The following is a 15867-nucleotide window of genomic DNA, read 5'->3' on the forward strand; positions in this document are numbered from 1 at the left end:
ATCCAGTCCCAAAGGAATTTGCCCGAGGACCTGGAAAAGCTCCGGAAAAGCATTGTCGGAGATCTTTTGACATCATTGGGTGCCCTGCTACGGAAAATTATCGGATTCTCATATATACAGTGGATGACGGAAGAGCAGGTTCAACGACAATTGAACCTATCCGCGAAAGACCTGCGAAAATTGAGCGAGTCAGGGCGAATACCGTGCGAGGAACTTTTAGGAGAATACTATTATAACGCCAAAGATGTGTCGCGGATGCAAAGAAAGCAACGAAAAACCAAACCAAGGTAAAACACCCAAAGTTTCCATTCCCAGTCTCTTCAATTAAAAGCCATTCCTAAAAGATAAATAATGGCAACAATAGGCCGGCCCTTTAAAACCAATGGATCGAACGCCAGACGCCTGGCGACACACCTTAGGAATATTAGCTCTCCTCCTCGTTTTGGCAGGCGGCTCTGGGCTTGAACATTATAATCCAGAGGGTGAAAAATAATCGCCGAATTCCGCAAACTTGGGCGAGACTCCAACTTTGGAAAATGCCTTCATTTCCCTGAATAGGTCGCATTAATCCAATATTTGAAAAGTGCCCAAGAACACAGCGAACTATAATAAACTACTCATATGCGAATCAACTTCCATCAACCCGCATTGTTCGTTCATCATGTCCCACCCAGTATAGAAGATGTTAAGGGATATTTTACTGAAAAAGGCGCCCCTCATCGGGAGGCAGAGGACTTTTATCACGTATATGAAAAGCGACACTGGACCAGCAGAAAGGGCAATTTTATTATTAATTGGAAGACCGTCGCCTTTCGTTGGATCTCTTCCATTCTGCAACCACCTCACCAGTCTTTGCATCAGCCCAAAAGTTAATTTTTATCCTAATTCAGAACTGTCAAGTCAAATAATCCTCCATATGCACCTCATTTGCAATCTATCCGATATATGGTCCTTGTATAACGGAACCAAAATGACCAGCAAACCGCTTACTCCTCATCAAGTGGAAGTCATCAAAGAAATATTCGGGGATGATATTAAAGAGAACGCCTTATACAACACCTTATACGTGGTACCGATTGCGCCCAATAAGGTAGAACAACTTATGACCAAATCACCCAAGCCCGTTGCTCCTGTAAAAAAGTCGACCTAACGAAAATTCTAGTCAAATCCCAATGGCCTGCTACCACCCTTTACGTTTAACCAATATCATGTCATGGTCATGAATTATTTCCCCGAGAGCAGATTACACGAAATTCGGACCGAGCTCCAAAACATCCAGTTCCCCGATTTCGAACGGATACTATCGCGGATGGACGAGCTGGATGACCCTGGAGATTCCTGCGTCAAGGCCTGCCTTTTCGCGGAACTGCCCGTTTCTGAAAACTCCATAGCCGACATTTTCTTTGTTATCCGCGAACGACCGGACAACACCTGGTATATCCACGGCATGCTGGCCTGGGTTCAAATCCCGACCATTCGATCTGAAAACGGATTCATGGACGTACATAGCACTTACCTTTTACCCCAGGGCCCTTTGCCCACGGCTGATCAAATCGCACGAGACCTCCAATCACTTGTATCGCTTGAGGAGAGTGTTGATTTTTTTTACATAAAAAACGATTTAGAAAATCAACTGGCTCGTATCGGTTTTTATAATTCCGTTGAACTACTTCGATCCGCCCGGCATTCCGAAGGTTTCACCTACCTGGAGTCCTCCCAACCGATCGCCGACGGGGGACCATATGGGGATGAATCAGTCCATTTTGAATTTATAATCGTGGTTGATAAGTCTGCAGGAACAGCCCGCTTGTCTATTATAAAGGCCTTTTTAGAATCACATTCACCAAATGCTGCCGCTATCAAAGAACAGACTGAGGCGGCATTCTATCCTTTGAATAACCAATTTCATCACAAAGACGCCATGATCCAGGAGGTCCGTGCACGAATGACACCAGACATCAGCCTCGACAAGGCGCTTGTTATGTATCTTTTCAAGACCAATCGCATCATGCGATAAAGGAATCAATAAAGATCCAGGCTCCGTAAACCAATAAATCGCCATCAGAACCTTTCCTAGCCGTCCCGGGACGCCCAGTACTCGAACAGGCATTGAACATGGTGCAAAAATGGCAATTCATTGAAAAGTATAGATTTTCAAGCATTGCTATCATGGGATCGGATCAAATTATTTTATTATGGACAATTTTCCGCCAGAATATAGACTTTCAGTCGAAGAATCGCTGAGGGAACTTGGCTTTTCCAACGCATCAGAAATATTTGAAACAGCAAAATTCGAAAAAGATCCCGTTTACGACAATCATTCTCAAATATCGCTATTCGATCCCTCTTCGAATCCCAATGACATTTCTTTCCATTTTATTGCCCGGCCTCGAATCGATGATGAAGGATATAGTATTCAACAGGTAACTGCCTCCAAGGAATTTCGTCCGCATATTCATTCCATGAACACGAAAACGATTGAACAGTCCTACGCCATTTTTTCCGGCATTCCCCCCAAAGAATATATTACCCATGAAATGCTCCTCCAAATGCGGCACGAACGTAACAGGCAAGAGCTCTCCGAAAACAAGGATTTACGAAAACAATTGACAAAAATGGGTTTTGACTATGATAAGCTTCTTGCCGGAACTTATGAAATCAATACCGATGCTCCTGCATTCAAAGGCGTAACGATTGTACATGAAGAACTGCCAATTTTAGGAGATAGACCTCAGAACCCTAAAAATATATCATTTGTCCTGCACTTCAGAAAACTTCCAAAGCAGCTTCATCACCTGGATGCCATTTATACAACGGTAAATAGAGGTCGGTCGGCCGAAGGTATGTCCAATCCCCATATTGAGTACCACCATTCAAACGGTAAGTTTCCGACAAAATGGGAGATGATTGAAAACCTTTCCAAAATAATGCCACAACAGTACTCCACGCTTTCGAATGCCCAGCAACTACTTCATCTGGTCAACGTAACTGCCCAAGAAAAGCCCATGAATGTGATGCGACGTTTTCAACTAAAAAGACGATAACAGACTCGTTCGTCTGTTGAAAAGGCTGTTATAAAAGACCAGTCTTCCGGTCGTGGATTACGTCCCCGATAAGCTATACCAAAAGTCATAAAATTTGAAAAACGAGCATATAAACCATCTCAATACGGAAATCATCTCTTTTGAAAACCGTCAATCTCTCCAGCAACAGCTTGAAATGCTGGGATTGGGAAATTCCAGCGATATTTTCAAAACAGCTACACATCCCTTTAATTTACTTAATTCCGGAGATCCGCCAGTCAGGGGGATGCTAATGTTTGACACCTCATCAGATGTAGATCGTATGTACACATTCGTTGTGGCACAATCTGAAATGAATGCATGGTATATACAATCCATCGAAGCAGCCGGTTTTATTCGATCTGTACAGCATCCGGAGGGAATATTAGGCGATGCAATATCTTATAACGTGCAAAAACAGGCCCTTCCACATAAGGATCAAATCATAAAGGATATTGACGAAGCGACGAAAATACAAGGAATAAGAAATCGTTTTAAAACAGTTAAATGCGTTGAAAAAAGGAAACACCGTAAACTATAGTCGAATAACTAGATTCTTTATTCGCTGGTTAGGTCTTATGAATTCAATAATCCGCAGCTAGACAAATCATGAGCAATTTAATAAAGTCACCAACTCGAGGCCCCGCTCATGAGTCCTTCACCATTGCCCATATTAGGAGTGATTCCACCTGCTGGCCTCGTATAAAATGAATCAAAGCACTCTTAAAATTAACTATCTATGCAAATTGAATTAAAAAACCTTCACGCAGACATTCAGAAAGACAACGTTTTTTTTGATGCAGACTTGTGGATCAACGGAAAGGTAGCTGGATATGTGACCTATATGAGCGGCGCTTCTATGGCCATTAAGGCCGCAAATAGCCAGGGTGAGGGCTTAATTCAAGCGGCAAAAGATTATTGCTTAACGCTGCCGGCACTGGAAATATCGAGTGACCGGGGAAAAAAATCAAAGATCAAGATGGATTTAGAAGTGTTTATAAAGAGCATGGTTGCTGATTCTCAACAAAAACCTGCAAAAACCGTAAACCGCAGTGACTCCCTTCAGCAAAAGAAAACGAAAAAAGGTCCCAAACCCTGACAATACCCTTCACATTTCGTGATAATGGTTCTCAAGATCCGACCTGGTGACTTCCCATCTAAACGCATATTTGGTCTGTTCTAGTTTTCGGGTAGCAATCTTTAAGCCCCCCAAGGGGTTGACAGGAACAGGCCATCGCCCACAAGCCTGCAGCAAGCTCTATTCTCGCAAATAATATGTAAAATATGGAACAACCAATTATTCATAATCAAGGAGTGATTCAACACAAATTGCGTCAGTTGGGGTTTGACAATGTAGACGACATCCTCGGCACGGCGACACACTTGTACCCCGCGCAGGACTCTTCTCCTAACGGAATTCGACTGGTTGACCCTGTTACAATTGACGGCGAAAATAGGTCCGGTTATGTGTTTGAGCTTAAACGGGTAGGCATTGACAAAGACTGGCAATTTGATCATATCAGCTCTTACGTCGATATAAAGACCGACAGGTCGCAAAATGGGTTTAAGCGCATTTCCCGATATTGGCATGTCGGCGACGGGCCACTTCCACACAAAGAGCGAATGCGATGGCAAGTGCATAGGGCTGCCAAAATCGAATCAGTCAAAGAATCGTTCCTTTCCGCGTCAACGGATACCCAACCTACCTCCGTGGACATCACCGGTCTAGTGGTTCCCTTGGACGAAGACTTTGAAACGGAATTAAAGCGTCTTGGATATCCACATTCGCCACAAATGTTGCAAACCATCGCCTACTCAGACAACCTGGCGTTTCTGACTCTCCGGGAAAAGCCTGATCCCGTTAAACTCCGCGGGTTCGACTCCTTAGACTTCTTTTTCGCTGTCGTTTATCCGGATAATGAAACCCCTTTACAAATAGAATATATCAATGCCTCCCTTACCCGAAATCTTCAATCAGATGGAGAACCCAAACAGGTGTTAGAAAGAGACTACTGGCTCGCCAGAGAACACCTGCCAACAAAGCAACAAGTCATCCGCGATTTCCTTGCGCTACGGACGGTATACAGAATAACACACACAGAAGCTCCAACGGCAAAGCCTCCCATTAAAAAGACTACTACCCATCGTGGATACCGTCATTAGTTAACCATACAAGCTGCGATGCCCAGCCATGTTGCCGGCAATTTTCTGGCAATCAATGGTCGTATAAGATACCACTTCCTTGCCGCCCTCCGGGCGGGCTGCTAAGCGCGACAGCGCAGCAAGTAATAGGAGAGTGCGCCTTATTGCGCACAGCAAGATGTACGAATGTTTACATATAGGGATTTGTAATCATACGAAACCAGCCCTTTTTACTCCGAAATACCATCGACCAGATCATGACAAAGAAAAAAGCTATACAAAAGCCTTTGCTGAATCACGTTATCGCGATCCGAATTGATGACACGAAATACAACGAATTAAAGACCCTTCTCGACGGCAATGAACCAAACGCTATGAGCCGGCTGCTGCGAGACATCCTATATAACGAGCCGGTGACAGTCTATGCCAAAGACCCTTCACTTGACATCGTAATGGAGGAGCTGGGTAGGTTACGAGCTGAAATCAAGGCTATCGGTGTCAACATCAACCAGATTACGCGACAGTTTAATACGTACCCTGAGCCCCAACGGAAAGCTCTATACGCAAAAATGGCCTTTAAAGAGCACCTGGCTCTACAACCCAAAATTACTCAACTGCTGGAGATCATCTCTCAACTGGCCAAAAGATGGTTGTCCGAATAAGAACGGGAAAATCCATAAGAGGAGCACTAAGCTACAATGAAAGGAAAGTCACCAAAGGGAATGCCGATCTGCTCCTGGCTTCTGGTTTTTCCTGTGAAGTGAATCGATTGGGGTTTTCGGAAAAACTCCGACGGTTTGAATTGTTGACGGAAAAAAACAAGTGGGTCCAAACCAACACTCTTCACCTCTCCTTGAACTTTTCTCCCAAAGAACAACTTTCCCCAGAAAAAATGCAAATGATCGCCCTGGATTATATGAATAGAATCGGGTTCGGAGAGCAACCCTTTTTAGTGTATAGACATCGGGATGCGAACCATCCTCATATCCACATTATAACTACGAATATTCAAAAAACAGGCCGACGTATCAGTTTGCACAATATAGGTAGAACTAAATCTGAACCTGCCAGAAAAGCCATTGAAGAAGCCTTTAACCTGGTAAAAGCAGAAACTGCAAAGAAGCAGACGGTCCCACAGCTAACGGCTTTGGAGCTGTTGCCTGCAAAATATGGTAAAGAAGAGACCAAACAAACCATCACCAATATCCTCGGAGAAGTATTGCGGACTTACAAATTCTCCAACTTGATGGAGTTGAATGTCATTCTCCGCCAGCGTAATGTTCTAGCTGACCGAGGGCCAATCAATAGCCGGATGTATAACCACGGCGGATTGGTTTACAGTCTGCTGGACAAGAATGGGTTCCGAACCGGCATACCAATTAAAGCGAGTAACATATACGGCGCCCCCATCTTGAAGATGTTGGAAAAGAAATTTGCTGCCAATGCCGTCCGAAAGCTGACGACGACACAGTCAGCTCGCAATGCAGTTTCCTACAATTTGACCCATAGTCGAACGATTGGGGAATTTTCCAGCAAATTGCAAGCCCGAAATATCTTCTTACACTTTGACAAGGATATACAAGGAAATATCGAGACCGTCTATTTTGTAGATCATAAAAACAAGGCCACCTATTCCAACGAAGAGCTAAATATACCGTTGTCAGATCTCGATCGCCTTACCTCAAACGTCCCTGGAGCCGAGAAAAGGAATTCCATTGACCTCCGCGGCACAAAGAAGAAAACTACGGCTCGTTCTACAACTTCCCATCCTTTGCTTCACTTCGGCACCCACTCCACAAAGGGTGTTATAGACATCCTGCTGCGACCGGAATTCGGACAGGGCGGGTCATCCGGTGCTGGCCCCAAGAAAAAGAAAAAGCGAAGAAAACCTCCCCTCTAATCTGTGCGTCCCCAAACCCTTTTTCATTAAAAATCATCTTTTATGCAGAATGGCGAAAACATTCAGGTTCTCCACAAGAACATCGAGTTTATTCGATTTTTCAGTATTCTCGTTTTACTTATACATTTTTACTCCGCTTGCTACCCGGCAATGGCTGCCTGGGGCGTTACTATTTCGTTTGTTACCCACTTGCTCTTTAAGCTTTCACACGGATTGGTTTTTCTATCTGGCATTACCCCTCCTAAACTCACCGCACTTTTTTTGCTTGTCCTTGCCCAAATTGGACAACGCGGTAAGAAAGATAATAAGATTGCGATACGACCCATAATCGTTCTTCTCTCCAGCGGATTGCTCCTTTACTTTCTGTCTTACTATATTCTAAATGCTTCGAGTTCCGAAGAATGGAGCACGATTATTTATATCACAGTAACATCTATCGGCTATCTGTTAATTGTTTTCGGTAGTGCCAGGCTGTCGAGGTTGATTTCGGTGAAAATGGGCAAAGATCCTTTCAATTTAATGCAGGAGTCTTTCCCGCAAGAAGAACGACTGCTGGAAAATGAGTATAGCATCAATTTGCGGGCCCAGTACAACCTAAAGGGAAAAATCCGAAATAGTTGGATCAACATCGTAAATCCGTTCCGGGCGCTCCTCGTTTGTGGGACGCCCGGATCCTGATCCGGAAAGTCATTTTTCGTGATAAGGCACGTTATCACGCAGCACATCCAAAAGGGCTTTACGTGCTATCTATACGATTTCAAGTTTCCTGATCTGACGTTGATCGCATACAACACCGCGCTAAGGAATATGGATAAGTACCCCGTTCCACCAAAGCTCTATGTTATCAATTTTGATGATCTCTCCCGGTCCCATCGATGCAATCTCCTCTCTCCGGACACGATGCGAGACGTAACCGATGCGACAGAGTCCAGTCGAACGATAATGTTGGCATTAAACCGAGAGTGGTTGAAAAAACAAGGCGAATTCTTCACGGAGTCCCCAATCAACTTTGTGACTTCCATTTTTTGGTTTTTAAAGAAATATGAAGGAGGAAAATACTGCACTCTTCCCCATGCGATCGAACTGGCAAATGTAGAATACGAAAAGCTGTTTCCTGTACTCAGCCTGGAGCCGACCATTGATGTGCTGATTAATCCATTCATTTCAGCACTGACTAGAGGCGCAGCTGAACAACTCGAAGGACAAATCGCATCTGCGAAAATTGGGTTGGCTCGACTAGTTTCCCCTTCCTTGTATTATGTCCTATCCGGGAATGATTTTACACTCGATATCAATGACCCCCAAGCTCCAAAACTCGTATGCATCGGCAACAATCCCTCTAAGACCCAGGTTTATGGGGCCGTTCTCTCTTTGTGCACAGAAAGGATGCTGAAGTTAGTGAACCAAAAAGGGCGATTGAAATCAAGTTTGATCTTCGATGAATACCCTACGCTGGTATGTGACCAAATTTTCCAACACATCAGCACGGCGCGTTCGAATCTTAGTAGTGTTATTTTGGGACTGCAGGATTTTAGTCAGGTGAAGAAAGAATATGGGCGGGATGCAGCTGAAGTCCTAATGAACATCTGTGGAAACATTATTAGTGGTCAAGTACTTGGAGAAACTGCTAAACAGTTGAGCGAGCGCCTAGGGAAAATTATGCAGGACCGCGAATCACTTTCAATTAACAGCAACGACACATCTATCAGCCGGTCAAACCAGCTTGAGTCGGCCTTGCAGCCAGCCCGTATCTCCAACCTGACAAGCGGCGAATTCGTCGGCGCCGTCGCCGACGACCCCAAGCAACGAATTCCCCAGAAAACATTCCACTGCGAGCTCATTAATGATTTCGAAGCCATTAAACAAGAGGAAGCCGCTTATGAGCCATTACCCATAATTCGAAATGTTACTGACGGGATGGTGCAGGCAAATTTCTTTCAGATCAAGAAGGACATCCGAAATCTGATCGACAAAGAGATGGCTAAAATTAAAGGGAATCCTGATAATCACAACCCTGCCGGTGATGAACAACCGGCTTCTCAAATAGCCGAAAGTTTTTAACTATTTCCTCATTTTTAAAATCAACAAAATGACACCAATCCAAGAAAGAAACTTGCAAATCATGTTGGATTCTGTGAATCTCGCTGGCTTCGAGGGCATGTATGACAATGTCATTAAAGCCGGAATTATGCGCGGCGACCGAGAAATAACATTTGACCCTCCCGCCCACAAAAAATATGGGGAGGGAGAAATTATGGTTTGGGAACCCAAAATGGCTGAAGGCAAAACTCCTGGACTTTACAATTTCAATGGCTATATAGCCAGGTTATTTCACGGAGACGAAGAGGTCGCCAGCCAATTTATCACAAATTTCAAAACCAAGGGGATGACTCTCGATCAGTCCTACACGGCTTTGAATGGTGGTACGGTTTTGCATTCCGATTGGGATACTGACAAAGATGTTAAAAGGATGGTCTTTACACGGCTCGACCTCTCTCAGACAAAACCCGACGGGCAACATCCGATTATCCGGGTAAACGCGGAGAGGGTGAATCTCGGCGCATTGATCAGCAACGAAGACATTGTTGGAAATTCTGCTCAAAAAGAGAGGTACTTGGCAGACCTCCAAACAGGCAAGCCTATCTATCTTCAAGTTCGAGAAAAAGTGGAAGGCGAGACCCGGCAGGCTCCTGTTTTTCTTATGCTGGATCTAAAAACTACAAAAGAGATGACTATGTTCGTCATTGACCCGACGGGGGAAAAGAAACGCGAACACGTAGAGCCCGTCATGCAAAGAACAATGACGAAAACCGAGGGATTGGAGGTGTCTCAGGAAAATGCGCTCCCAGCCGGGATTATCAGATCTCTGAACGGCCAAAAGAATGAAGTGTCTCCGGAAGGGACCAAACAAGCTTTGTCTCCGGACGCACTTTTGAAAAAGTTCAATTCCGGGAAAAAAGCTGAAGAGGCAAATAAGGATGAGTCACTTGGCGGCGGTAAAAAGAGCGGACCTGAAGCAGCGAAGCTCCCGGACAACGTCAAGCCACTGCTCGATCCAAACAAAAAAACTTCCGGCGGCACAGGAAAGAAAGTCGCTTAGTTTTTGCGTTGATTAAAAAAAAAGGAGGCCGTCTCATAAAAAATGAGGCGGCCTTTTGGTTTTATGGCGCCACCCAGAGGCTACCATAGGCAGCGGTTGGACAGTAGAGGAACAGTAATAATTTGGGGAGGAGCGAAGAGAGGTTAAAACCATAGCTAAACAAAGGCAATTTAAGTCTTTTCAGGCTATTTTCTGTTGACCTCTCCCCAAAAAACTGTAGTAAAATAGGTTAGAAATTTCGGGGTAATTATTCATAACTTAAATGTGAAAATTTCCCGATGAAGAAGTCAAAATTCAGTGAAGCGCAGATCGTTTTTGCGCTTAAACGGTCCGAGTCGGTGCCGGTAGAGGAGATCTGCCGGAAGATGGGTATTAGCCAGGCGACGTATTACAACTGCAAGAAGAAATACGGGGGTATGGATCCCTCAGAGCTACGCCGACTCCGGCCGTTGGAGGACGAGAATAGCAAGTTAAAGAAGATGGTAGCCGAGCTAAGCTTGGATAAGCAGATGCTGCAGGATGTTATCAAAAAAAAGCTCTAAGGCCAGCGCAAAAGCGGGTGCTGGTCCGGAACCTGAGTATAGAGTATCAGGTTTCCATCCGTAAGTCCTGCCGGGTATTAATGCTTCGGTGTTCAGTTTACCATTACAAGGCGCATCGGCTGGAAGACCGTCCCATTCGGCAAAGGATCCGGGAAATAGCAGAATCGCGGGTCAGGTATGGTCACGAACGCATCCATACCCTACTGAGAAGGGAGCGGTGGAAGGACAACCATAAGCGGACCTATCGGATCTACAAAGAGGAAGGATTGAACTTAAGGAGCAAACGTCCCAGACGGAATAAGTCACAAATAGGTCACCATAGTTTTGTACCGCTTTAGCCTCCCTGCTGCAGTTGTGTCGGATACGGCATCTTTCCCAGTTGCTCGACCGGGAAATTAGCAGGATCAGGAACTATTGTCAGGACTCGCGGTTTCTGCATTGGGCCCTGGCTTCTGTTTATCATCAGATGCGCAGGGATGGCCTGGCTGGTTTTGCTATTCACACCTTTTACAAGTATGTCGATTTGTTGGATTTGCGAAGATCGCTGCCGGCCAAAAGAAGAAAGCATCATGCCGTAAGGATAAGGGCGAAAGCCCCGTTGCAGATCCTGCATGCGGATATGACCATCTTTCGAACAGCCGACCATTGCAGGCATTACATCTACCTGGTGCAGGACAACTTCTCCCGGATGATCCTTTGCTGGCGATTAGCACCTACCCGTGAAGCCCGCTTCACCTTTGAGAATCTTCAGCAAGTCTATCGAGAGTACCTTTTGCCGTCAGGCCTTATCCAATGCCAGGTATTAATGGACGACGGGTCGGAGAACAAGGGGCCCGTGATCGAGTGGGCCCAAGCCGTTTCTTCACCCTCCGTTCAACTGCTCACTGCTCAGGTAGATGTCGATTTTTCCAATTCCATGATCGAAGCTGCTAACAAGCAGCTCAAATACCGGTCTCTGTATCACCATGATATTCCCAACGGGGCAGCATTGCCCGATTATCTCGGAAAGGCCATTGCGGATTTTAACAACAGGCCGCATCATGTCCTGGATGGGCTGACACCGCTGGAAGTCCAGAATGGAAAACGGGTCGATCATGCTCTGATCCGGCAAGCCTTCAACCGAGCCAGACTGACCAGGATAGCAGAGAATAAAGCAGTCAAATGTTGCCACTATAGCTTCTGATAATGGTTCATCACCTTCTCCTCCATTTACGCTTACTCTCTCCATCAGAATTTACGACGGAGACTATTTTCACAGAACTTCAAACGCAAATCATGGTGCGGTGACAGTCGGTTTTGATCGATGGTCGCGTATCCCCTTCGCATTCAATGACGTCCGGATATCCGGACGATTTATCGTACAAAGTTCGTAGAGGTTGCTGCGGCCTCATATTTTGATACACTACCCAAATTAATCTCTAGTAGATATATTGAGCATTTCTTGCCACTTCAGACCATTCCACTTGTAAAAAAAACACCCAAAATTGTTGCCAGCGGATGTATCAGCGATGATCGCGTAGTTCCCGGAGGAATCAATAACTGGTCTTGAAAATGAATACAGCCATTTTTTATTTCCTCCAGATTTATTAAACGAGTATACCAACTTATTGAAAAAAATTTTGTCATCTTTAGTTTCAGGTTTAAGCTTCGATATAGCATATTTTTTGCTTACTCTTCCATTAGAGGGAACAATTACACAACTGGGTAGCTCACCGTCGCGCCAAGAGGTGGTATCCATTACTGAAGCGTCATATATAAGGCCGCGATAAAGTCTGATTTCAATTTCGCTCAAGCCAGGGGTCTCCAATGTGTCTTTATCAATCATCGCAAAAGCGCGTTTACCAATTAATCGAAAGCCTGCAATTGATAATGGTCTTATTCTAATAAAAGCCCTACTAAAGACTCCTTCTTTGACTAATAAACTATACTTGAGGTTAATGTTATCTTGAGACATCAAACTTTCTAATAATAATAACATAGCACCGAATAGCAGGGAACATTTCATATCATAAGACTATTTGTAATTAACAAATTTTGAAAGTGGCAAAGTTGCTGTTACACCTTGCATATTGTAAATGACCACAGTTTTGTTCGACATGGAAAATACATAACCTGTCCGACCTCCAACATTATTAATGTCAGTCACCGAAGGTCCTTTTGATTGATAAGATGAGTAATTTGTTGTACCCCCTACTGTTGTAGAATTCCCAGTAGAGGTTCTATTAATGTCATCCGAGGTGCCACTAGGGTGACTATGAAACTCAGCTCTTGTGTTGCTTGCAGTTTTCAATTGAATAGGAACCTCTTGTCCAGGTTTAGATACATCCCCATCCTTATTTTTGATAACCACATCATTGGCAGCAACTGTACCCCCGTATTCACGATTATTGTTGTCTGATGTACCTCCCCTGCCATCATCTTTACTCACAATGTCGACCATTTGCTGGCGAATATCTTTATCGCCCTCTATTTCTTGCACGTTATTGTAGATAGGTGCATTGTCCTCAAAAGCTTCAGCATTTCCTGAATTATTTTTAATAAAACTTTCCACTGCTGTTGCGGTTTTATCAGAAATGCCGTCCGATTTGACATCTTTGGCAAAATCTTTCTGCCGAGTTTTTACGACATACACCTTGCCATCATCTTTCCCGTCATTTCCCAAGTATTTACCTTTCTCATCCAGAAAATCTCCTGGAACCATACCGTCCGGATCAATAAATCGAATCGGATTATCATAGGCATATGAGTATGGGGAAAGCCGTCGCATCTGATCAGCCTTGGGATCAATCATCAACATTCGCTCTATCTGTGGATCATACATTCTTGCCCCATAGTCATATTCCTCCAACCCCGACCCATCATAAAACTCTTTGTTTTGAAGCTCTTTGCCATTAAATCTGTACTTGTTCTCCACGTAGTTCCCTTTCAACGCCCTATCAGAGATTCCCGCCATGGTCAGCCCGCCCGGGTAATAATGATTCTCCTCCAGCATCGGCCCACTATACGTCTTCACGCTCAGGTTGTCAAAGAACACGTCCCACCCGGGGGTGGCATTACTCACATAAATATACAAATATCCGCTCTTTGTCATCGGAATTCCCGTATAACCCAGCGGCGATTGCAGCGTCCCCCCGCCCGTCGTGCCCGCACTGCCTACCGGAATGGCGCCGGTCTGTGGATAGGTGCCCACGATCTTGAACTGGTCGTCCAGCAGCATCCAGTTGAGGAAGGCCTGCGGCTTGCTGCTGCCTTGCTGGGGATTGTTGCTGTTCACGAAACTCGTGATCGCGCCCGGCAGAGGACTCGACCCGCCCGTCAGATCGGTGTAAGAGCCATGGAGCCCGCCGGACACCGACACCAGCCCCGAGGCCAGGACATTCAGCAGGTCGCTCGACGAGAGGTTGCCGCCGCCGGTCCCCGTGCTGTTGTAATAATACTGCACCGACACATCTACCTTGTCGCCACTCATCACCTTCAGGATGATCCCCGGCCCCACCTTCTGCCCGCTCCCGTTCACCCGCGCCACGCTGTCGTTGGGGTTGGTGACGCTGTAATCCACGGGATAGCCCGGCGCTGAGGCTCGCGGATAGCTGGTGTTGGTGAGATCATAGAACAGCACCGCTTCCGTATTCCGGTAAGCTGCCTCCATTGTGGCCAGGTATTGCGCCGTATCCTTCTCTTGCGTCAGCAGCACGCGCGTATTGCCCAGGTGATCCTTTTCGAAGAAATCGTATTCCCACCCATAGGCCGTAGTGCCATTCAAATACTTGTGGAAAGCCCAACGCGCCCGCCCTTCTTCGTGCGCCATGAACTGCAACGTATCCACCCCACCGGCAGGCTTCGTAATCGTATCGGTCTGCTGATAGACAAAGCCCCCAACATACAGCGTCCGGGTGGAATGGCCCACCGTACTATCGCTCGTCAGCTTCGCCAGCTTCGTGCCCGTCGCATCGTACACATACTGGATATTTCCCTTCCCGTTCATGTGCACCAGCTGCGGCAGGTTGAGGTAGTTGTACGTGATGGCGTCTATAGCTTTGTTGTTGTCGAGCGAGAGATTTCCATTCCCGTCATAGGTATAGTCAAAGGCCTGCTTCGCGCCCTTGTAGTGGAAGTCGCCCAGCTTCGAGAGCGAATCATTGGCCGCATCGGCTACCTGCGACAGTTTGTTGCTGCTATTCTGGTAGGAGTAGGCGAGCGAATCGATCGTAGCCGAGCCCCCTACCTTGAACCCTCGCTGGTTCATCGACAGAATATTCCCATTGGCGTCATAGCTCAGCCCGCTCACCGAGAAGTCGATATAGCTGTTATCCCAGTTGGTGCCGCTCGTATTCTGCACAAAAGCCGCCCCGGTAAGCCGGTTCACATTGTCGTAAGTGAAGTCGTATTTTCTCTTCACGGTATCCCCCGCGCTCTTCCACACCGTGCCGGCAATATTACCGTTATAGGTCGGATTGAGATAACTCGTCGTCCCCGCTACCGAGGTCGTTTTATCATACCCCAATTCCATCCCGAAATAGTTGTTCACCGTACCACCAACATACTTCTTATTGATCCCCGTGACCCAGCCGCGGATATTGTAGTCATAAACAAGACTATCCAGATTGACGCCGGCAACACTCCCGATGTACTTCGCCCGCAGCTGTCCCAGCTCGTTGTACGGCATACTGTCGATCAGCTGATCGCTGGCGGCGCCGTCGATGTTCTTATAGATCGATTTCACCCGGAAGGCCGCGTCATAGTTCGTCTTTGTCAGCACCGTATGCTGCTCCAGGTTAACGCTGTTCTTCTGGTGCATCAACAATGTCCGCAAGGGTTTGCCGCTAAAATTGTACTGCATCGTAGTAATATCCTTACCTTGGGTGTAGTTGATGGCCTGGGTCTGGATCAGCCGGTTGCGGTCATCATAGAAATTGGCATTGAAGATATATTGATTACTGCTATCCAGGACCAGGACCATTGTTCCTGTCACCAGGCCCCGTGAAACCGGGTTCTGCGCGATGGGTACGGCATAGGTGGGCGATGCATTATAGCTGGTGATGAAATAACTGGAATTACGCGTATTGGTGCTATCCAGGGCGGAGCCAAGCGCCGTATTCGTACCCGCCACCCAGCTATAAT

The 15867-nt window shown here is 46.0% G+C and carries 15 protein-coding genes and 1 pseudogene; 14 read left to right on the forward strand and 2 right to left on the reverse strand.

The annotated features are described in order from the left end of the window. Nucleotides 1-621 precede the first annotated feature (621 nt). The 14 genes and pseudogenes from IEY39_RS29265 (at nt 622) to IEY39_RS29330 (ending at nt 11929) form a co-directional block, all read left to right on the forward strand. Nucleotides 622-873, forward strand: a complete 252-nt coding sequence (locus IEY39_RS29265) for a hypothetical protein (protein WP_188938292.1) — start codon at nt 622-624, stop codon at nt 871-873. 97 nt (nt 874-970) lie between these two features. Further along, complete coding sequence (locus IEY39_RS29270; RefSeq protein WP_188938293.1) at nt 971-1150, forward strand: hypothetical protein; 180 nt, start codon at nt 971-973, stop codon at nt 1148-1150. A 159-nt stretch (nt 1151-1309) separates the two neighbouring features. Beyond that, the gene (locus IEY39_RS29275) at nt 1310-2017 is read left to right on the forward strand and encodes a hypothetical protein (protein ID WP_188938295.1); all 708 of its coding nucleotides are present in this window, start codon (nt 1310-1312) and stop codon (nt 2015-2017) included. Between the two features lie 178 nt (nt 2018-2195). Continuing rightward, the gene (locus tag IEY39_RS29280; RefSeq protein ID WP_188938296.1) at nt 2196-3044 is read left to right on the forward strand and encodes a hypothetical protein; all 849 of its coding nucleotides are present in this window, start codon (nt 2196-2198) and stop codon (nt 3042-3044) included. A gap of 94 nt (nt 3045-3138) precedes the next feature. Continuing rightward, nucleotides 3139-3603 carry a hypothetical protein gene (locus tag IEY39_RS29285; RefSeq protein ID WP_188938298.1) on the forward strand — a complete coding sequence of 155 codons (465 nt, stop codon included), beginning with the start codon at nt 3139-3141 and terminating at the stop codon, nt 3601-3603. Nucleotides 3604-3801: 198 nt separating this feature from the next. Then, the gene (locus IEY39_RS29290) at nt 3802-4161 is read left to right on the forward strand and encodes a hypothetical protein (RefSeq protein WP_188938299.1); all 360 of its coding nucleotides are present in this window, start codon (nt 3802-3804) and stop codon (nt 4159-4161) included. A gap of 185 nt (nt 4162-4346) precedes the next feature. Continuing rightward, nucleotides 4347-5225, forward strand: a complete 879-nt coding sequence (locus tag IEY39_RS29295) for a hypothetical protein (protein WP_188938301.1) — start codon at nt 4347-4349, stop codon at nt 5223-5225. A 266-nt stretch (nt 5226-5491) separates the two neighbouring features. Further along, nucleotides 5492-5866, forward strand: a complete 375-nt coding sequence (locus IEY39_RS29300) for a plasmid mobilization protein (RefSeq protein ID WP_188938306.1) — start codon at nt 5492-5494, stop codon at nt 5864-5866. Beyond that, a complete protein-coding gene (locus IEY39_RS29305) occupies nt 5851-7104 on the forward strand; it encodes a relaxase/mobilization nuclease domain-containing protein (protein ID WP_188938307.1) in 1254 nt (417 codons plus the stop codon). The genes IEY39_RS29300 and IEY39_RS29305 overlap by 16 nt, the downstream gene beginning before the upstream one ends. Nucleotides 7105-7146: 42 nt before the next feature. Next, on the forward strand, nt 7147-7782 hold the full coding sequence (locus tag IEY39_RS30015) for a YWFCY domain-containing protein (protein ID WP_229689147.1): 636 nt from the start codon (nt 7147-7149) through the stop codon (nt 7780-7782). Between the two features lie 129 nt (nt 7783-7911). Beyond that, complete coding sequence (locus IEY39_RS30020) at nt 7912-9165, forward strand: TraM recognition domain-containing protein (protein WP_373285495.1); 1254 nt, start codon at nt 7912-7914, stop codon at nt 9163-9165. Nucleotides 9166-9193: 28 nt separating this feature from the next. Then, complete coding sequence (locus IEY39_RS29315) at nt 9194-10204, forward strand: hypothetical protein (RefSeq protein WP_188938308.1); 1011 nt, start codon at nt 9194-9196, stop codon at nt 10202-10204. Between the two features lie 278 nt (nt 10205-10482). After that, a pseudogene (locus IEY39_RS30025) lies at nt 10483-11069 on the forward strand (transposase); the annotation flags it as partial. Between the two features lie 56 nt (nt 11070-11125). Then, a complete protein-coding gene (locus tag IEY39_RS29330) occupies nt 11126-11929 on the forward strand; it encodes a DDE-type integrase/transposase/recombinase (RefSeq protein ID WP_188938312.1) in 804 nt (267 codons plus the stop codon). Nucleotides 11930-12157: 228 nt separating this feature from the next. Here the strand turns inward: IEY39_RS29330 and IEY39_RS29335 are convergent, their stop codons facing one another. Together IEY39_RS29335 and IEY39_RS29340 are read right to left on the reverse strand one after the other, a co-directional pair. Beyond that, the gene (locus tag IEY39_RS29335) at nt 12158-12751 is read right to left on the reverse strand and encodes a hypothetical protein (RefSeq protein ID WP_188938313.1); all 594 of its coding nucleotides are present in this window, start codon (nt 12749-12751) and stop codon (nt 12158-12160) included. A gap of 9 nt (nt 12752-12760) precedes the next feature. Continuing rightward, the coding region (locus IEY39_RS29340; protein ID WP_308423276.1) for an RHS repeat-associated core domain-containing protein at nt 12761-15867 on the reverse strand (3107 nt) is incomplete at its 5' end.

Origin of the sequence: Puia dinghuensis (assembly GCF_014642875.1) — a bacterium.
GTDB lineage: Bacteria > Bacteroidota > Bacteroidia > Chitinophagales > Chitinophagaceae > Puia > Puia dinghuensis.